The organism is Prescottella equi (assembly GCF_002094305.1).
Lineage (GTDB): Bacteria > Actinomycetota > Actinomycetes > Mycobacteriales > Mycobacteriaceae > Prescottella > Prescottella equi.
The window spans coordinates 524,161-543,690 of record NZ_LWTX01000003.1 but is presented as its reverse complement, the minus strand read 5'-3'; the positions used below and the strand labels follow the sequence as shown (position 1 = coordinate 543,690).

Sequence of the window (19,530 nt, the reverse complement as noted above, 5' to 3'; positions counted from 1 at the left end):
GCGCCTTTTCGGTAGCCAGAACTACCAGAAAGGCGCACGGGTGCGTCAGCGCCTGGGCAGGTGGCCGGCCGTCCAGTCGGCCACCAGCGACAGGACCTTCGGGTCCACGGGTTCGCGGACGAGGCGCCGGTAGGCGCGCAACGACGGCGGTCCGGCGTCACGCCGCACCAGGTGCGTCAGGTCGGGTACCCGAACGGTGTCGACCTCCGCGGGCACGAGATCGGCGATAGCCGACAGATCGTCCGGGTCCACCTGCAGGTCCTTCGCCCCGGTGATCGCGAGAACCGGCGAACGTATCTCCCGCAGCAGCGGTTTCGGATCGAAGTCGAGGAACTCCCGGAGCCAGCGGGCGTTGACGCGGCGCAATCCCATCCGCGCGGTGTCGCCGGTCGACCGGGCAATCTTGTCGAGTGCCTTGCGCTGCTGCGCCTTCACGTCGATCCGCAGGAGCCGGAGAAGGCTGCGGACGGGCGCCGACAGACTGTCGGCAGCCTTCGCGGACTGCCACAGCAGTACCTCGCGTCCGGTCACCGCGGGACACGCGATCAGCACGACGGCGGCGGGATCGACCTCGCGGTCGGCGCCCAGCGCCACGGCCAGGCAGGCGCCCTCGCTGTGCCCGATCACCGCCACCGCATCGCGAACGAAACCCCCTGCCGTCCGGAGCCATTCGACGGCCGCCGCGGCGTCGGCCAGGTTGTCGGACAGCCCGGTCGACAGGTAGTCGCCCCCCGACTTCGGAACCCCACGTTTGTCGTAGCGCAGCGACGCGGTTCCGTTGCGCGCCAACGCCTCCGCGAGCGCGCGGCTCACGCCGATCGGAAGTTTCGCGTGATCGCCGTCGCGGTTCATCTCCCCGGACCCGGTGAGGATCACCGCGACCGGACCGGTCTCGGCCCCCGCCGGAACGGTGAGCGTGCCCGCCAGGACCGTCCCGTCGCCCGACCGGAAGGTCACCTCCCGCTCGGACACCCCCGGCCGCCCGGCGGCGACGACCCCGCGGATCCGGTCGGCGACCTGCACGGCGTCCCGCGCGCTCACGAGCAGTTGGTCGAACTCCGCGCCGGCGGTCCGGCCGAGGGTGCGCACCCGAACCGCGGGAACCCCGGCGCTCGCCACGACGAACGTGCGTACGCCCCCGCCGCGCCACGTCCCGATACGCAGACGTCGGGGAATGCCCAGGCTTGGAGCCCGCATGCCGCGGGTGTTCGCGAACGGATCGGCGACGACGTCGACGTCACGGACGAGGTCGACGGGAATCGCCACGTCCCCGTGCAACGCGGCGATCTTCTCGAAACCGGACAATCGCAAGACCAACCGGTTGCTCTGCACGTTCAATTCGCTCACGGCAGCACCTCCCTGGGACCGAGTATCCCTTTGCGATGCGGCCCACACTGCGAGTCGACGCCTGCCGACGAGGTGCCTGCCGCCTCGGAACTCGCGCCAGATCGGGCGATTGCCCTGTTCTGCCGACGAAAGCACGACTACCGGTGTCGCACAGCTATCCGGCACGCCGGCGGCTTTCACCGATGCCGCCACCGGTCCGGAGTGTCCTGGCCGAGTAGCTTCCGCCGGCGAGCCCTCGGACACAACCCGGGCCAGCGCGTTCAGGACAGCAGGCGCTCGATCGCAGCCCCGGCGGCCAGCGCCTTCTCGCCATACTCCTGGTAGAGGTCCGGCGTCAGGCGAGAGGCCGGGCCGGACACGCTGAAGCAGCCCCGAACGACGCCCCCCCTGCCCCGCAGGGCAACCGCGACCGCTGCGATCCCGTCGTGCAGACCCTGGTCGGTCACCGCATAGCCACGCCGTCGGATTTCCTCGATCTCCTGCCGCAACACCTGCGGGTCGGTGACGGTGCGACCGGTCGAAGGGGCCAGGTCGGACGCGAGGATCCGCTCCACCTCGGAATCCGGGAGCGACGCAAGGTAGGCCTTGCCGTTCGACGCGGCATGCAGCGGCAGGCGCGTCCCCAACGGCAGGAACGCCCGTAGCTGGTGTGCGCTGTCGAGACGCTCGATCAGCACCAGTTCTTCGCCGTCGGGCACCGCCAGATGAACGGTCTCACCCGTATCCACCTGCAGCCGGCTCAACTCCGGAAGTGCCACGTCCCGCAGGTCGTCGCCCGCCGCCATCATGCTGCCCAGGCTGAAAGCCTTACCGGTGATCACCCATCGTCCCGCATCGTTCGTCGCGGGACGCAGCCATCCCGCATCCGCCAGCGTCCTGAGGCAGCGCTGAACCGTGCTCTTCGGGACGTCGAGCCGCTTACCGAGCTCCGACAAGCCGATCGGCTGCGCCGACGCCACCTCCTCGAACACCCGGAGCGCGGTGAGAACGCTGTTCATTCAAGACCTTTCACACACGTCTGTTGACGTCGAGCATGGAGGGCTATACGTTAGCCGGACCACATCGTAGCACGGCGGTCCACATTGTGGACCGACTCCGTTCAGTAGGGACTTCGAGAAAGGACCCTTCACCGATGACCACCCTCATGCCCCGGCCACTCCTGACTTCGCTCGTCGATCCGGGAAACGGCTCCGGCGACCAGCCCGCGGTCCGCGTCGGCGACGGCGCACTCACCCGATCCGACCTGATCGCGGCGGGGGCCGCCGTTGCCGACGAGATCAGCGGCGCCACAAGCGTTGCCATCGATGCGACGGCAACACTCGAAACGGTCATCGCGGTCACAGGATGCCTGATGGCCGGTGTGCCGGCAGTGCCTGTACCACCCGACTCGGGGCCCGCCGAACGCGATCACATCCTGAAGGACTCGGGCGCGCAGCTCTGGCTCGGCGGTCGGCGGGAAGACGTCACACTCCCGCATGTCCCGATCCACGCCCGCGCACGATCGGGCTCGACATATGCCGAGCCCGATCCCGGAACGACCGCGATGATCATGTACACCTCGGGCACGACCGGAGCCCCGAAGGGCGTCGTGCTCGCCCGTTCCGCCATCGCGGCGGGACTGGACGGGCTCGCCGAGGCCTGGGACTGGAGTCCGGACGACACCCTGGTCCACGGACTACCGTTGTTCCACGTGCACGGGCTCATCCTCGGAGTCGTGGGCGCCCTGCGGCACGGGTCGCCGTTGGTGCACACCGTGCGCCCCACCCCGGAATCGTATGCAGCGGCGAGTGGTTCGCTCTACTTCGGTGTCCCCACCGTGTGGTCCCGTGTGTGCGCAGACGAATCAGCGGCACGAACGCTCGGATCCGCCCGGCTCCTGGTGTCGGGCAGCGCTCCGCTGCCGGTCCCGGTCTTCGAACGCATGCAGGCGCTCACCGGCTCGGCGCCGATCGAACGCTACGGAATGAGCGAGACCCTCATCACGCTCAGCACCCGATTCGACGGCGAACGTCGACCCGGGTGGGTGGGATCACCGATCCGTGGCGTCCACACCCGCATTCGTGACCAGGCGGGCAATCCGGTGCCGTGCGACGGTGAGACGCTGGGGCAGTTGCAGATCGCGGGCGCAACCCTGTTCGACGGCTATCTGGGCAACTTCGAAAAGACCGCCGAATCGATGACCGAGGACGGATGGTTCAAGACCGGTGACATCGCCGTCGTCGACGAACAGGGCTTCCACCGCATCGTCGGGAGGGAGTCGATCGACATGATCAAGTCGGGTGGCTACCGGATCGGGGCCGGTGAGGTGGAACAGGCGTTGCTCGCCCACCCCGGCGTCGAGGAGGCCGCAGTGATCGGCGTCCCGGACACCGATCTCGGGCAGCGCATCGTCGCCTACGTGGTCGGCGACTGCACCGACGAGGTAGAGCTGTCCAACTTCGTCGCCCGAACCCTGTCGATCCACAAGCGACCGCGAGAAATTCGTGTCGTCAGCTCGTTGCCGCGAAACGCGATGGGCAAGGTGCAGAAGAAGTTACTGGTCGACGACGTCCAAGCCGGCAGATGAGCACGCCCGCCGACTCCGGCGCGATTCAGGTCACCGTCGAGCAGAACAACTAGATGGAGATCCTCTGCCTTCCCCGCGACGGTCAGCCCCGCGCCGATTGTCACTCGAGACGTGTCCTCCCCGCCCCCACCTCTCTCAGAAACCGCGCCCGGGATTCAGGATGCCGGTGGGATCGAAGACGGATTTGATACCCGCCATGAGCTCGCGTTCGGTCGCGCCGACCATCGACTCCATGTACGGCGTCTTGAGCACGCCGACGCCGTGCTCGCCGGTGATGGAACCGCCGAGCGTGAGACATGCCGAGACGAGCTCGTCGAAGGCGGCCCGGGCGCGGGCCGTCATCGGCGCGTCGGACGCGTCGAACACGATGGTGGGGTGGAGGTTTCCGTCGGCGGCATGACCGAACGTTCCGATCAGGACGTCGTGCCGGGCCGCGGACTCCTCGATCGCGGCCAGCATGCGCGGCAGCGCCGGGACCGGTACCGCGAGGTCGTCGAGCAGCGTGCTGCCCCTGCGCTCGAGCGCGGTGAGCGCCACCCGCCGGGCCTGCATGAACTCTTCACCCTCGACCGGATCGGCGGTGTCGTACACCTCGGTGGCGCCGGCCGCGGCGCACGCCGCCGCACAGCGGGCGGCCTCGGCGGCCGCGTCACCGCCGTCGCACTGGATCAGCAGCAGCGCGCCCGCCGTGTCGTCGAGACCCATCCTCGTCAGGTCGTTGACCGCCGCGATGGTGGTGCGGTCCATCAGCTCGAGCAGGCACGGGTCGGCCACCTGGCGAATCGCCAGGACCGCGTCGATCGCCAGCGCGGTGGTGGGGAAACTCGCGACCACGGTCGACGCCGCCGACGGCTGTGCCCGCAGCCGCACGGTGGCCTCCACGATCACCGCTAGTGTGCCCTCGGAGCCGACCAGCACCTGCGTGAGGTTGAGCCCGGCGACGTTCTTCCGGGTCTCGGCACCGGTGTGGATGATCCGACCGTCCGGGAGGACCGCCTTGATGCGCGCGACGTGGTCGGCGGTGACGCCGTACTTGGCGCAGCAGGTGCCGCCCGCATTGGTGGCGAGGTTGCCGCCGATGGAGGAGATCGCCCGGCTGCCCGGATCCGGGACGTACCAGAGCCCTTTCTCGGCGACCGCCGCGGCGAGGTCCCCGTTGATGACACCCGGCTGCACGGTCGCGAGGCGCGCGGATTCGTCGATCCGCAGAATCTCGTTCATCCGCTCGAGGCTCAGCACGATGCACCCGTCGATGGCGTTCGCCCCGCCCGCCAATCCGGTGGCGGCTCCTCGGGTGACCACCGGGACGCCGCGGCGGTGCGCAATCTGCATGGTCGCGACGACGTCCTCGGTGCTGCGCGCCCGCACCACCGCGAGCGGTTCCCCGTCGGGCGTGAGCAAAGACTGGTCCCGGCGGTACGCGAGCATTTGATCCAGGTCGGTGACGACCGCGGCGCCGAGCCGTTCGGTCAGGTCGGCAGCAGCGGGGGAAACGACATCGAGGGTCATGCAGAACCATCCGTCCGAGAGCAGGATCAAACTCGATTGTCAGACAAGTATTCATGCGAGTCAAGAACGGACGGCGGACGGGTGTGCACGGCAGACGGCCCGTGGGAGGATCGACCGGAATCGAGCAAGGAGGACCCGTGGCCAGAGTCGAGGCGGTGTCGATCGTCGACGCATTGGCCGCCGAACTGCGACAGCGGGTGTTCTCCGGGGACCTGACGCACTCCGATGCCCTCACCGAGGCCGAGGTCGCCCGCACGTACGAGGTCGCCCGGCCCACCGCCAAGGCCGCGATCGAGAAACTCGTCGGCGAGGGACTGCTGCAGCGCAGCGCGCACAAGACCGCGCGGGTGCTGCAACTGGGCCCCGACGACGTGCGCGACATCTACCGCACCCGCGCCGGCCTCGAGTCCCAGGTGCTCCGGGAACTCGCCCGCAACAACGTGGTTCCCGCGGACGCGGTGGCCGCGAACAGCGAGATCGCGACGCTCACCGACGGTGCCCCGTTGTCCGTCGTCGAACCCGACATGCGGTTCCACACCTCACTCGTCGACGCCGTCGGTAGCCCCCGAACGAGCCGGATCTTCCGGACGCTGGTGTCCGAGGTGCGCCTGTGCATGGTGCAGGTGCAGGGCAAGCACCTCCTGACCACGTCGAGCATCGTCGCCGAGCATCGGCAGATCCTGGAGGCACTCGCGGACGGAGACGGCGAGCGCGCCGTCGCAGTGCTGACCGGGCACCTGTCCCGGGCCCGCGAGCGGCTGGCCGCGGCACTCGGCAGCGAACCGGAACCCGCAGCGGCGCCACCCGATCCGGCCTAGGTCCCGCGGGGCCGCCTCACGACACCGTCACCGTGCGCGAGTGCCACCCGCTCGCGCCGTCCGGAATCGGCGCCGCCCGCTCCTCGGTCTGAGTGTTGCCGGCCCGATCGGTGGCACGCACCTGCAGGCTGTGCACACCGGGAGGCGCGTCCCACTGCCACGTCCACTGCCGCCACGTGTCGATCGAGTACTGCGGCGCCAGCGTCGCGGTCCGCCACACGCCGTTGTCGACCCGCACCTCGACCTTCTCGATGCCGCGGTGCTGCGCCCATGCGGTCCCCGCGACGATCGTGGGGCCGGACGGAATCTTCCCGAACGCGGCGGGCACGTCGATGCGCGACGCAGTCTTGATCGGTGCCTGCGCCGCCCAGCCGCGCCGGGTCCAATACGCCTCGGCGCGGTCGAAGCGGGTCAGCTCCCAGTCGACCACCCACTTGGTCGCCGACACGAACCCGTACAGCCCGGGCACCACCTGACGCACCGGATAACCGTGCGCGAACGGGAGCGGTTCGCCGTTCATCGCGACCGCGAGGATCGCGTCGCGGCCGTCGCGCAGGACCTCGACCGGGGTGCCGACCGTGAAGCCGTCGGCACTGGTGGACAGCAACATGTCGGCGTCGGACGCGACGCCCACCTCGTCGAGCAGATCCTTGATCCGGTACCCGACCCAGGTGGCGTTGCCCGCGAGTTCGCCGCCGACCTCGTTGGATACGCACGTCAGCGTGATCGCGCGTTCGATCGGCGTGCGGGCGATCAGGTCGTCCCAGCTCAGGGTGATCTCGCGATCGACCATGCCGTGGATCCGCAGCTGCCATTCGTCGGTGGTGAGCATGGGCACCTGCAGCGCGGTGTCGATCCGGTAGAAGTCTCCGTTGCGGGTCACGAAGGGGGTGGCGCCCGGCACCGCGACGTCGGTTCCGGGCGCGAGGGCCGGCGCGCGGTCGGCGGCGGGCACCGTGGGCAGGGCGAGGCCGTCGCGGTTACGGACCGCGCCCGCCACCCGGTCGGCGAGATAGCGTCCCGTTGCCCCCGCCGCGGCGGCGACGGCGGCGGCTGTCGCGGCCAGCACCAGGAACCGGCGGCGCGCCATCCCCGGCGCGCCGTTCCCGGATCCGGTCCGCACCGGCGCACGCGTGGTGAGCACCCGCAGTGTGACGATCCCGGCGGCGACACCGACGATCGTCGGCAGTGCGTACGACGCGGTGGCCCCGGGCCGGTTGACGGCCGCGTACACCCCGACCAGCCCCAGGACCAGCAGGATCGCGCTGCCGTACGGGCGGCGCGGTCGCTCCACCATGCCGGCCACCGCCGCCAGCACCACGATCAGCACCGTCATCCCGACGAACAGAGCGGGCTTGTCGTTGGTGCCGAACGTCGTGATCGCGAACTCCCGCGCCCACGCCGGGCTGCGGTCGACGGTGGTGGACCCGACCGCGAAGAAGGGCGACGACGCGGGCCCGATCGGCACCGACACCAATTGGCCGATCCCGAGCACGACCGCGGCCGCGAGTATCCCCGACAGTGCACGCGTCGTCATGTGTCCCCCGCTTTCCTTTCGGCTACGTCCGAGTATTCGGCGCCGGCCGGGTAGGCGGATGGGTCCCGACGGGGATCTGCCGGCCGCTAGGACACGGGCGCGCTCACCCGCGCCGACATGCCACCGATCTCGACGACGTCGCCGTCCCGCAGCTGCCGACCGCGTCGGATCTCCACCTCGCCGTTCACGCTGACCAGACCCTCGGCGACGACGACCTTCGCCTCCGCACCCGACTCGATGAGATTGGCCAGCTTGAGGAATTGACCCAGGCGGATCGATTCGTCGCGGATCGGGACCTCGTCCACAGCGTCAGACATGCCTCCATCTTCCTCCTTGGCCCCAAACGGCCCATCGACGCCTCACACTGGACTCGGAGAGACGACAGTCACTGGAAGGACCTCGATGGCCACGAGTACCGGTAGCCCTGTGGACACCACGGACAGGCGGGACCACCACCAGACCCGGGTGACGCCGAAACGCGGGCGGCTGTCGGAGGTTCCGCACATCGCGGGCCTCGTCCTCGGCGTCTTCTCGGTGCTGGTGTTCCTGTGGAGCCTGTCGCCCGCGCTGCGCTACCTGGTGCACACGCCGCGCCTGTACATCGACGACTACTACTTCGACGCCCCCGACACGAGCCTGTCGTGGGCCGTCGTGGTCGGTCTGGTGGCGGCCGCACTCGCGAGCCGCAAACGGATCGCGTGGTGGTTGCTGACGATCTACCTGACCCTCTTCGCAGTTCTCAACGCGGTCACCGCGGTGGCGGACGAGAACGTCAACGCCGCCGTCGCGTGCGTCGTGCAGCTCGCGGTCGTCGGGATCCTGATCGCGGCCCGCAAGGAGTTCTACACGCGGGTCCGCCGCGGCGCCGCGTGGAAGGCATTGGGCGTCCTCGTGTCCGGCCTGGCGGTGGGCACTCTGCTGGGCTGGGGGCTGGTGGAGCTGTTCCCGGGCACGCTGCCGTCGGGTCAGCGGTTCCTGTGGGCCCTCAACCGCGTCACCGCCCTCGTCGTGGTCGAGAACGAACAGTTCGACGGCCACCCCCACGTCTTCGTCAACACCCTGCTGGGACTGTTCGGGGCGCTCGCCCTGCTCGCGGCGGTGATCACGCTGTTCCGCTCGCAGCGGGCGTCGAACGCGCTGACCGGCGACGACGAATCGGCGTTGCGCGGCCTGCTCGACAGCTTCGGTGCCGACGACTCCCTGGGCTACTTCGCGACCCGCCGCGACAAGGCCGTCGTCTTCGCTCCGAGCGGCAAGGCCGCCGTCACCTACCGCGTGGAGATCGGCGTGTGCCTGGCCAGCGGCGACCCGATCGGCAACCCGGAGGCGTGGCCGCACGCGATCGACGCGTGGCTCGCCCTGTGCTCCAAGTACGGCTGGGCGCCCGCCGTGATGGGAGCGAGCGAGGCCGGCGCCACCGCGTACAAGCGGGCCGGTCTGTCGGTGCTCCAGCTCGGCGACGAGGCGATCCTCGAAACCCGGGAGTTCAATCTGAACGGCCGCGAGATGCGGCAGGTCCGTCAGGCCGTGCACCGGGTCCGGAAGCAGGGCGTCACAGTCCGCATCCGACGCCACCGCGACATCCCGCCCGCCGAGATGGCCGACGTCGTCGCGCGTGCAGATGCGTGGCGCGACACCGAGACCGAGCGCGGCTTCTCGATGGCCCTGGGCCGGCTCGGCGATCCCCTCGACGGCGACTGCCTCCTGGTCGAGGCGCTCGGCGAGGACGGCACGGTGCTGGGCATGCTGTCGCTGGTGCCGTGGGGTCCGAACGGCGCATCGCTCGACCTGATGCGCCGGAACCCGGACGCCCCCAACGGTGTAGTCGAACTGATGGTCACCGAACTCGCGACCCGTTCCGACGAGTTCGGCGTCGTGCGGGTGTCGCTCAACTTCGCGGTGTTCCGCTCCACGTTCGAGGAGGGCGCGCGCATCGGCGCCGGTCCGATCCTGCGGGTCTGGCGGTCGATGCTGCTGTTCTTCTCCCGGTGGTGGCAGCTCGAGGCCCTGTACCGCTCGAACGTCAAGTACCAGCCCGAATGGGCGCCGCGGTACCTGTGCTTCGACGACAACCGGCAGCTGCCGCGCGTCGGAATCGCGTCGGCGATCGCCGAGGGTTTCCTGACGTTGCCCACGTTCGGGCACCGGGCGAAGGCGCCCACGCACACCGGGACCCGCGCCGCGGTGCCGGCGGCACTCGCCGTCTCCGGTGTCCTGCACGCGGACGGCAGTGCGCCCGACGCCGCCGCTCCGGCGGCCGACGCGTCCACGGGCAGGACGGACGGGACGGCCCCGGAATCGGTGGGACCGCGCCGGCCCGAACAGGTTCGCGTGCGCATGGACAAACTCGCCCGCCTGGCCGACGAGGGCATCGACCCCTACCCCGTCGCGTACCCGCCCACCCACACCGTCGCCGCCGCGACGTCGTCCCCGGAGGGCACCCGGGTGCGAATCGCGGGGCGCCTGTTGCGGATCCGCACGTACGGCGGCGTCGCGTTCGCAGTGCTGCGGGACTGGTCCGGCGACATCCAGGTGCTCATCGAACGCACCACGGTCGGCGACCGGCTCGACGAGTTCTCCACCGACTTCGACCTCGGCGACCTCATGGAGGTGAGCGGCACCATCGGCCGCAGCCGCAAGGGTGAACTGTCGCTGCTGGCGACGGAGTGGCGCATGAACGGCAAGTGCCTGCACCCCCTGCCCGACAAGTGGAAGGGCCTGACGGACGCGGAAACTCGCGTGCGGCAGCGTTACGTCGACCTCGCGATCAACCCCGAGTCGCGGCGGCTGCTGGCGGCGCGTACCGCGATCGTGAAGTCGCTGCGCGACACCCTCGCCGGCCGCGACTACCTCGAGGTGGAGACGCCGATCCTGCAGCGTATCCACGGCGGCGCCAACGCGGCCCCCTTCGTCACCCATATCAATGCGTACGACCTGGACCTGTACCTGCGGATCGCACCGGAGTTGTTCCTCAAACGTCTGTGCGTGGCCGGCATGGAGAAGGTGTTCGAGATCGGGCGGGTGTTCCGCAACGAGGGGGTCGACTTCAAGCACAACCCGGAGTTCACGATCCTCGAGGCGTACGAGGCCCACAGCGACTACGAACGCATGATGGTGCTGTGCCGCGAGCTGATCCAGGCCGCGGCCGTCGCCGCACACGGCAGCCAGACGATCATGCGTCCCGGTCCGGACGGCGAACTCGTCGCCGTCGACATCTCCGGCGAATGGCCCGTGAAGACGATGCACGGCGCGGTCGCCGAGAAACTGGGCGTGGACGTCAGCCCGGAGACACCCCTCGAGGTGCTGCAGAAGTTGTGCGACGAGAACGACATCGAGTACCAGAAGAGCTGGGACGCAGGCGCGGTCGCGCAGGAGCTGTACGAGCATCTGGTGGAGGGTCAGACCGAGTTCCCCACCTTCTACACCAACTTCCCGACGTCGATGTCGCCGCTGACCCGCCCGCACCCCACCATCCCCGGTGTGGCCGCGAAGTGGGATCTGGTGGCGTGGGGCGTCGAACTCGGCACCGCGTACAGCGAACTCACCGATCCCATCGACCAGCGACGACGGCTCACCGAGCAGTCGCTGCTCGCGGCCGGCGGCGACGCGGAAGCGATGGAACTCGACGAGGACTTCCTGCAGGCGCTCGAGCACGCGATGCCGCCCACCGGCGGGCTCGGTATGGGCGTCGACCGGATCGTCATGCTCATCACCGGCGGCAGCATCCGCGAATCGCTGGCGTTCCCGTTCGCCAAGCCGCGCAACTGAGGTCGCCGTGTCACTCACATTGCGCAGGTACACCATTGCGGCCCTACTCATCTCCGGAGCGGTGCTGTACTCGTCGTGGGTGCTGGCGTTCTTCCTCAACTCCGGTGAGGGCCCGTTCGAGGGGTTCGCGAGCCAGCTGGCGGCCACCGACCAGCGCTACGGGATCCTCTACCGCAGCGGCGATCTGCTCACCGGGATCGTGCTCACCGTCGCGGCGGTGTTGGGGCTGACGATCACGCCGCGACGCTTCCTCACCACGGTCGGCTGGCTCGCGCTGGGTGTCTTCGCGGTGGGCACGATCGCCGATTCCCGTCTGCCGCTGCGGTGTTCCACGGCGGCCTGCGAGGCGACGCAGGTTCCGCTCACCCACCAGTGGCACGCCGTCACGAGCACGGTGTCGGTGACGGCCGCCGTGGTCTCGGCGGTCGCGTTCATCATCGCGATCTTCGTCTACCGTGCGCCGCGGGCGATGTGGTGGTCCGGGCTCGCCGTCGTCGTGCTGTTCCTCGTCGGCACCCTGTGGATGCTCGTCGGGGTCGACGACCCGTCCGGCAGTCACAGCTGGCTCGGCTTCGCGCAGCGCGTCGAACTGCTGTCGATGAGCGGGTGGATGGTCCTCGTCGCGGCCACGCTGCTCAGCGACCGTGCCTGGCGGGCCGTGCACGGGGCGTCCTCGGCGCCCGTCCCCGTCTCCCCCTGACCTCGCGTTTTGCGCACTTATCGCGGAATTTCGGGGGTCGTGGGCGCGACAAGTGCGCAAAACGCGGGAGGGGGGCGGACCGTGGGATCAGGGGATCGGGACGTCGAGCGGAACGTTGACGAAACTCGGAGATGCCGGGTCCAGCACCAGATGCTGGGGCGCCAACCGGCTCTCGTTAAGCAGCGGACGCAACAGCATGCCCTTCGGGAAGTTGCTCGCCGCCACCGACACCCGCAGACGGTGACCCGGCTGCAGCAGCGCGTCCGTCGCGGTGAGCCCGACGTCCAGCGTGGTGGGCCGGCCCGGCACGATCGGCTGACGCGCCGCGAGGGTGAGCGTGTAGAACGGGTCGGTCAGGTCACCGTTCGCGGAGCGCTCGCTGCGGGCCTCGTCGATGCCCCGCAGCGACGACGTGAGCTGGCCCGACGTCAGGACCGTCGACGTACCGTCCGGGGCAACATCGTCGAGCGTGGCCGTCCAGTAGCCGTCGGTGGTGTCGAGCACGGTGTTCAGGTGCACGTTCACCGGCCCCGAGATCTGGGTGGGTGCCGCGACCGGGGCGCTGGTGAACGTGAGCGCATCCCGCTCCGCGATCCGGTTGTCCTTGGCGCAGCCGTCGATCACGGCGAGGAGGCCCGCGAGTTCCTGCGCAGCGTCCCGCGAGCACAGGCTCGAAAGCCCCGGCGCCACCGTCAGAGTCGTCGTACCAGACGGTGGCGATGCGAGCAGGGAACCGTCGTGCACGGACGTCGCGGTGGTGCCGGACGGCTGCGCCGCCAGATACATCCGGCGATGTTCGACGCCCGCGCGCGGGAACCGATCCGTGGTGGTCCAGCCGTTGCCCTGCTGATACGACGTGACCGGGCCGTACGTCTCGATGCCGTTGTCGATGTCCTTGAGCCACCGGTCGAACCACGCCCGCTGCAGGACGTCGAGCCGCGGCGGGTAGCCCGGATCACCGAAGCCGCTGCCCGGGTTGAGGTGGTAGGTGTCGCCCATGACGAGCTGCTTCTTCCCGGGCGCCAGCGGGATCGCGTTGTACAACCGGGGCTGTGAGTTCGTGAAGATGTCGTGCCAGCCGCCGTAGAGCAGGGTCGGTGCCGTGATCTGCTCGGCGTGCGGCAGCCAGGCCAGGCGCAGCGAGCTGTCCGGCTCGAGCAGCGTCTGCAGCTCCGGCGGGATGGAGTCGACGTCGGGGATGGTGATCGCCTGGATGAGGTACTGGAAGAACGTCGCCGGATCGGCGATCCGGTCGCGCAACCTCGTCTGGTCGAGGTTGCCCTGCATCAACGCCTGGACGTCGGGAATCAGCTTGAGCCCGTTGACCGCCGCCAACCAGAACGGCAGGAATCCGACGCCCGCACCCCCGCCCGGCGCCACGACGTCCCGGACCAGGTCGCCGCCCGGCTCGATCGGCACGATCGCCTGCAGCGCCGCGGGCCGCTTCGACGCCGCCTGGATCTGGTTGATAGCGGAGTACGAGACCCCGCTCATGCCGATTCGGCCGTTCGACCACGCCTGCTGCGCGGCCCACTCGATGGTCTCGATGGTGTCCTGCTGCTCGCGCTCCTGGAACACCTGCCAGATCCCCTGCGAGAAACCGGTACCGCGCACGTCGACGACGACCTGGGTGTACCCGCTGCGGATGAGCTCTCGGTCGACGGTGAACGTGCGCAGCCCGCCGCCGGACAGGGCCCGCGTCAGATCGGTGATACCGCTCAACGGTGTTCCGGAGAAGTTGATGTCGCGGGCGAAGTCCATGACCGCGTCGCTGATTCCCGGAGCCGACACCGCTGCCTCGGCGAGCGCCGACACGAGCTTGGTGTACGGCGTCATGCTCACGATCGTCGGGAACGGGGTGTCGACGGGCCGCCCGTCCGCGTCCGCGGGCCGGTACACGTTGGCTTTCAGGATCACCCCGTCGCTCATCCGGATCGGGATGTCCCACGCGATGTCCATGCCGGGGTACGCCGCGGGGCCGTCCGCGGTGGCCGTCCACTGCGCGCCGAGTTCTCCCGCGTCCGGGGTGGCACTCGCCGGCGCCACCGTTCCGACGGTGGCGATCGCCGCGACCGCGATCGCCGCCAGCGTCCTCGAGATCCACCGCATCCGAGCCCTCCCCATGCTCCGGGCGACGCCTCACCCCGCGTCGAGAACCTCAATACTCCCCGGTCGGCCTCGCGTTTTGCGCACTTATCGTCGATTCGCGGGGCGAAAACTCGCGACAAGTGCGCAAAACGCGGGAAGGAGGGGAAACGTCAGGAGACGGGGCGCAGCGGGTGGATGCCGGGGGCTGCGGCCAGGTGGGCGCCGAACGCGCCGGCGGCCTCACGCATGTGGTTCGACTTCATGTGGGTGTCGAGCGCGTGCTGGTCCTTCCACACCTCGACGACGACGAACGTGCCCGGTGCCGACGTGGACTCGAACAGGTCGTACGACACGCAACCGTCCTCCTTGCGGCTCTCCTCGGCCAGCGCGGTGAGCGCGGCACGAACCGTGTTCTCGGAGCCGGCCTTGGCCGGAATTGTCGCAACGACATGCAGATTCGACATCGGATCCCTATTCTGTGAGCGCCGCCACAGTATGCGGCACCTCGACGGTACCCTGGTCAGAGCCGTAAACGCCGCAGATACGCCTGCGCCCGTTCGGAATTCCAGCCGAACACTTCGCGAAGTCCGGTCGCCATGGTGTCGAGGTACGGGGCCGACGGCGCGGTCCGCACGACGTCGGCGCGACCCCCCGCCGCCGTGAACGTCCGCATCGGGAACCCCTCGCGTGTCCCGAGGTCGAGGACTCGGTCGTAGCACGACGGCTCCTGACCGTGGATGTCGTCGAACTGCTCGGCCGTCACGAGATACGCGCACGCGGCGGTGTCGCCGGGCAGGTCCGGGTCGTAGAACGCCCGCCCACCGCCCCACACCACCGATTCGCCCGCGAAGTAGACCGTGCCCGGCAGCCGGACGGCGGCGCGGCCCACCGGCGGGTGCGGGTCCCGCGCGCCGGCACAGGTACGCCCGCCGCCGGCGGGACAACCGCCCCGCAGGTAGCAGTCGAGGCGGGCGCGCGACATGTTCGACCCGTAGCTCACGTACCAGATCTGCACGATTTCGACGCTACGCCGGAGTTCGTCGGATACAGTTTTGTATCGAACGGGGTCCGACGCGGAAAGTTGAGGGTGACCAGTGCAGACGGCCGAGACACCGCGACCCAAGCGCGTCACGAAACGGCGCGCCGAGACGCGGCAACGGCTGCTCGACGCGGCCGGTGACGTGTTCGCCGAGGAGGGCTTCGGGCGCTCCACGGTGGAGCAGGTGTGCGAACGCGCCGGGTTCACCCGCGGCGCCTTCTACTCGAACTTCACCTCGCTGGACGAGCTGTTCCTCGCGATGTGGGAGCAGCGCTCGGCAACCATGCTCGACGGCATCCGCACTGCCCTCGCCGACCGCCCGGCCACCCTCACCCTCGACTCGGCCGTCGAGCGTGTCCTGGCCGCGATTCCGGTCGACGACGCGTGGTACCGGATCACCGCCGAGTTCACCGCGCACGCCCTCCGCAACCCCGCCCTCAAACGCGTCATGGCGGCCCGGGAGGACGCGATTCTCGGCACGATCCTGCCGATCGTCGAGGACGCTCTCGCCGCGGCGGGGCGACGCGTCACCGACCGCGCGGCCCTGGGACGGGCACTGGTCGCGATCCACGACGGCACCGCCGTGCAGGTGCTGATGGAACCCGAGAACGAGGCGGTCCGGCAGGCGCGTCAGCGGCTGTTCGTCACCGTCGTGAGCAGTTACAGCAGCGGTACCTAACGGACAGGAGACAGGCAGTGGCAACGGAAGCCGACGTCATCGTTGTCGGAGCGGGACTGGCGGGCCTGGTGGCGACCCACGAACTGGTCAAGGCCGGGCGCAAGGTTCTCGTCGTCGACCAGGAGAACGTGGAAAACCTGGGCGGACAGGCGTTCTGGTCACTCGGCGGCCTGTTCCTGGTGGACAGCCCCGAGCAGCGCCGCATGGGCATCAAGGACTCCCGTGAACTGGCGCTGCAGGACTGGCTGGGCAGCGCCGGATTCGACCGCGACCGCGAAGACCGTTGGCCCCGGCAGTGGGCCGAGGCCTACGTCGACTTCGCGGCCGGCGAGAAGCGGGCCTACCTGCACGATCTCGGCCTGCGCGTGATGCCGAACGTCGGCTGGGCCGAACGCGGCGGTGGGCTGGCCACCGGTCACGGAAATTCGGTACCGCGCTTCCACATCACGTGGGGCACGGGACCGGAGGTGGTCCGGGTGTTCCGCGAACCGGTGCTCGACGCCGCCGCCCGCGGACAGGTCACCTTCCGCTACCGGCACCAGGTGGACGATCTGATCGTCGAGAACGGCGCCGCCGTGGGGGTGCGCGGCACGGTGCTCGAGCCGTCGACCGAACCGCGCGGCGTGAAGTCGTCCCGCATACCCGTCGGCGAGTTCGAACTCCGCGCGCAGGCCGTGGTGGTGACCTCCGGCGGCATCGGCGGCAACCCCGACCTCGTGAAGAAGAACTGGCCCGTCGACCGCCTGGGCCGTGTGCCCGAGCACATGATCACCGGCGTGCCCGCGCACGTGGACGGCCGCATGCTCGAGATCACCGAGAACGCGGGCGGCAACATCGTCAACCGGGATCGCATGTGGCACTACACCGAGGGCATCGTCAACTGGGACCCGATCTGGCCCGATCACGCCATCCGGATCATCCCCGGCCCGTCGTCGCTGTGGCTCGACGCCACCGGAAAGCGCCTGCCGGTGCCGTTGTTCCCGGGCTTCGACACCCTCGCGACGCTCAAGCACATCCTCGGCACCGGGCACGATCACACCTGGTTCGTCCTCACGCAGTCGATCATCGAGAAGGAGTTCGCGCTCTCCGGTTCCGAGCAGAACCCCGACCTCACCGGCAAGGACATGAAACTCCTGCTCGGACGCGTGAAGAAGGGTGCGCCCGGCCCGGTCGAGGCTTTCAAGCAACACGGCGTGGACTTCGTGGTCCGCGACAATCTGCGCGACCTGGTCGACGGCATGAACGCGCTGACCCCCGATGCGAAGCTCGACCACGCCCAGGTGGAACGGGAGGTCGTCGCGCGTGACCGCGAGATGGAGAACACCTTCTCGAAGGACATGCAGGTCATGGCCATCCGCAACGCGCGAACCTATCTGCCCGACAAGGCGATCCGGGTCGCCAAGCCGCACCGGCTCCTCGATCCGGCGCACGGACCACTGATCGCCGTGCGTCTGAACCTGCTCACCCGTAAGACCCTCGGCGGTCTCGAGACCAATCTGGACTCGCAGGTGATCCGGCCCGACGGCAGCGTGTTCGACGGCCTGTACGCCGCGGGTGAGGTCGCCGGGTTCGGCGGCGGCGGCGTGCACGGCTACAGCGCGCTCGAGGGCACGTTCCTCGGTGGCTGCATCTTCTCCGGGCGCGCGGCCGGGCGCGCGCTGGGCCGGAGCCTCGGGTGAGCCGCACCGCGCTCGTGACGGGCGCATCGTCGGGCATCGGCCTGGAAGTAACCCGGGCGCTGGTCTCGCGCGGGTATCGGGTACTCGGCACCACTCGAAATCCGGATGCGCTGCAGCCGAGTTCGCGAGTTCCCGGCGTGGAATACCTGGCACTGGACCTCACCGACCGGGCGAGTATCGAGGCGTGCGCCCGCGCAGCGGGAACCGTGGACGTCCTGGTCAACAACGCCGGTGAGAGCCAGATGGGGCCGCTCGAGGAACTGCCACTGGACGCGATCGACCGCCTGTTCCAGGTGAACGTCCTGGGCGCGATCCAGCTGACACAACTACTGCTCCCCGGCATGCGTGAGCGCGGCAACGGCCGCGTCGTGATGGTGGGCTCGATGCTCGCGAGCTTCCCGCTCGCGTTCCGGTCGTCGTACGTGGCCACGAAGTGCGCACTGAAGGGCTTCGCGACGGCGGCCAGACGGGAACTGAGCCCGTTCGGCGTGTGGCTCACCACCGTCGAACCGGGCACCATCGCCACCGGCATCGGCGACCGTCGCACCCGGTACATCGCCGACGGTTCGCCGTACACGGCGGACTACACGACGGTGTCGAAGGCCATGCAGCGCAACGAGGATCGAGGAATCCGCGCGGAGACGGTCGCGGAACTGGTGGTGAAGGCGATCGAGGCGGACAAACCCAAGCCGCTGTACGCGGTCGGGAACAAGGCCCCGCTCGTGTTCACGGTCCGTCGACTCGCGCCGCGGGCCTTCACCGAGAAGATGATGGCCCGGTTCCACGGGCTGAAGTAGACGAACGGACGTCCTGCCGACCCCCCGACGGGCCGGCAGGACGCCCGGATTATGGGCGAATCAGCTACCGCTGGAAGCGCTGGAGCTGTCCGAGCCGCTCGAACCGCTGGAGCCACTGGATCCGCTCGAACCGCTCGAACCGGTGCCGTCGTCCGCACCGTCCAGCGGATCCGTACCACCGGCGGCGGACTCCGAAATGAAGCCGGTCGCCTTGGTCGTCAGCTCCGTTCCGGTGGAGTTGGGCACCTTGGCCCGCCAGTTGACGATCGGGTTGAGAATCCCGAACGGACCGCAGCCCGTCGCCCCCGGAAGAGTGAAGTCCGACGCCGTGTTCTGGATGTTGGACGCAACCAAGACGCCGGCGGGCCACTCCGTGCCGTCACTGACACCGATGGACGACGGGTCGTCGACCGGATTGGACTTGTGCAGGTTCAGTTCGACCGGGGCCGAATCGGTCCCGATGTAGCAGTTGTCGCCCAGGAACGGATTGTCGATCTTCATCCGCGTTTTCAGGGTCATATCGAAGTTGAAGAGGTCGCCGTTGAACACCGGAACCTCCACCGCCTCGACCGTCGCGGTCACCGCTGCCAAGCCGAACAGGTTGTTGAACGGGAGATCGACCCCGAGCACACCGCCGGGCACCGTCAACGGCTTGCCGTAGACACCGTTGTGGCCGTCGTCGCGGGGGATGAAGTCGTCGTCAGGGGCGTTGCCCGCGATGATCATGTCGCCGAGCCCGATCGGCAAGTTGAAGCCGTTGTTCGCGAACGTACCGCTCTCGACGAGCACCGTGAGGCAGCCTTGCGCGATTGCGGGATCGCACACGCCACCACCCGGGACAGGGGCGGGCGTCGGAGCTGCCGATGCCAAGGGAGCCAGCAGCGCCATCGAGGCGCCCACCGCACCTGCCACGGCCACGGTGCGCATTGCCACGCGACGCCGCGTGACTCTCGAATCGTTCTTCACACGTCCTCCTCAGTTATCGAGCATTCGATGTGCATAT

The 19,530-nt window shown here is 69.3% G+C and carries 16 protein-coding genes; 7 read left to right on the top strand and 9 right to left on the bottom strand.

The window, feature by feature from the left end; all coding sequences use genetic code 11:
- Window positions 1-45: 45 nt before the first annotated feature.
- On the bottom strand, window positions 46-1,347 hold the full coding sequence (locus A6I89_RS11830; RefSeq protein ID WP_022593256.1) for an alpha/beta hydrolase: 1,302 nt from the start codon (window positions 1,345-1,347) through the stop codon (window positions 46-48).
- 260 nt (window positions 1,348-1,607) lie between these two features.
- Entirely contained in the window at window positions 1,608-2,345 is a 738-nt protein-coding gene (locus tag A6I89_RS11825; protein WP_022593254.1) for an IclR family transcriptional regulator, read from the bottom strand.
- Between the two features lie 134 nt (window positions 2,346-2,479).
- On the opposite strand from A6I89_RS11825, the gene A6I89_RS11820 reads away from it, so the two are divergent.
- Entirely contained in the window at window positions 2,480-3,913 is a 1,434-nt protein-coding gene (locus A6I89_RS11820; RefSeq protein ID WP_022593252.1) for an acyl-CoA synthetase, read from the top strand.
- 135 nt (window positions 3,914-4,048) lie between these two features.
- Here A6I89_RS11820 and A6I89_RS11815 read toward each other — a convergent pair whose 3' ends face one another.
- On the bottom strand, window positions 4,049-5,422 hold the full coding sequence (locus A6I89_RS11815; RefSeq protein WP_044990222.1) for an FAD-binding oxidoreductase: 1,374 nt from the start codon (window positions 5,420-5,422) through the stop codon (window positions 4,049-4,051).
- Between the two features lie 137 nt (window positions 5,423-5,559).
- Between A6I89_RS11815 and A6I89_RS11810 the strand changes: the two genes are divergently transcribed.
- Complete coding sequence (locus A6I89_RS11810; RefSeq protein ID WP_022593248.1) at window positions 5,560-6,240, top strand: GntR family transcriptional regulator; 681 nt, start codon at window positions 5,560-5,562, stop codon at window positions 6,238-6,240.
- Window positions 6,241-6,256: 16 nt separating this feature from the next.
- Here the strand turns inward: A6I89_RS11810 and A6I89_RS11805 are convergent, their stop codons facing one another.
- Window positions 6,257-7,777, bottom strand: a complete 1,521-nt coding sequence (locus A6I89_RS11805) for a molybdopterin-dependent oxidoreductase (protein ID WP_022593245.1) — start codon at window positions 7,775-7,777, stop codon at window positions 6,257-6,259.
- A gap of 86 nt (window positions 7,778-7,863) precedes the next feature.
- A complete protein-coding gene (locus A6I89_RS11800; protein WP_005516516.1) occupies window positions 7,864-8,094 on the bottom strand; it encodes an RNA-binding S4 domain-containing protein in 231 nt (76 codons plus the stop codon).
- A gap of 85 nt (window positions 8,095-8,179) precedes the next feature.
- On the opposite strand from A6I89_RS11800, the gene lysX reads away from it, so the two are divergent.
- Window positions 8,180-11,545, top strand: a complete 3,366-nt coding sequence (gene lysX / locus A6I89_RS11795) for a bifunctional lysylphosphatidylglycerol synthetase/lysine--tRNA ligase LysX (RefSeq protein ID WP_232244827.1) — start codon at window positions 8,180-8,182, stop codon at window positions 11,543-11,545.
- A 7-nt stretch (window positions 11,546-11,552) separates the two neighbouring features.
- Window positions 11,553-12,245, top strand: a complete 693-nt coding sequence (locus tag A6I89_RS11790) for a DUF998 domain-containing protein (protein ID WP_005516518.1) — start codon at window positions 11,553-11,555, stop codon at window positions 12,243-12,245.
- 87 nt (window positions 12,246-12,332) lie between these two features.
- Here the strand turns inward: A6I89_RS11790 and A6I89_RS11785 are convergent, their stop codons facing one another.
- From A6I89_RS11785 to A6I89_RS11775, 3 genes are all read right to left on the bottom strand, one after another.
- A complete protein-coding gene (locus A6I89_RS11785; RefSeq protein ID WP_022593237.1) occupies window positions 12,333-14,354 on the bottom strand; it encodes a CocE/NonD family hydrolase in 2,022 nt (673 codons plus the stop codon).
- 149 nt (window positions 14,355-14,503) lie between these two features.
- A complete protein-coding gene (locus A6I89_RS11780) occupies window positions 14,504-14,797 on the bottom strand; it encodes a putative quinol monooxygenase (protein ID WP_005516520.1) in 294 nt (97 codons plus the stop codon).
- Between the two features lie 56 nt (window positions 14,798-14,853).
- On the bottom strand, window positions 14,854-15,348 hold the full coding sequence (locus A6I89_RS11775; RefSeq protein WP_022593235.1) for a hypothetical protein: 495 nt from the start codon (window positions 15,346-15,348) through the stop codon (window positions 14,854-14,856).
- A 79-nt stretch (window positions 15,349-15,427) separates the two neighbouring features.
- On the opposite strand from A6I89_RS11775, the gene A6I89_RS11770 reads away from it, so the two are divergent.
- The 3 genes from A6I89_RS11770 to A6I89_RS11760 are packed head-to-tail and all read left to right on the top strand — an operon-like array spanning window position 15,428 to window position 18,527.
- Window positions 15,428-16,051: a TetR/AcrR family transcriptional regulator gene (locus A6I89_RS11770; RefSeq protein ID WP_005516522.1), complete on the top strand. Its 624-nt coding sequence runs from the start codon at window positions 15,428-15,430 to the stop codon at window positions 16,049-16,051.
- Window positions 16,052-16,068: 17 nt separating this feature from the next.
- Window positions 16,069-17,730, top strand: coding sequence for an FAD-binding dehydrogenase (locus A6I89_RS11765; protein ID WP_022593233.1), 1,662 nt, complete (start codon window positions 16,069-16,071; stop codon window positions 17,728-17,730).
- A complete protein-coding gene (locus A6I89_RS11760; protein ID WP_013414406.1) occupies window positions 17,727-18,527 on the top strand; it encodes an SDR family oxidoreductase in 801 nt (266 codons plus the stop codon). The genes A6I89_RS11765 and A6I89_RS11760 overlap by 4 nt, the downstream gene beginning before the upstream one ends.
- A gap of 60 nt (window positions 18,528-18,587) precedes the next feature.
- On the opposite strand, the gene A6I89_RS11755 is transcribed toward A6I89_RS11760, so the two are convergent.
- Window positions 18,588-19,454, bottom strand: coding sequence for a hypothetical protein (locus A6I89_RS11755; RefSeq protein WP_044990198.1), 867 nt, complete (start codon window positions 19,452-19,454; stop codon window positions 18,588-18,590).
- Window positions 19,455-19,530 lie beyond the last annotated feature (76 nt).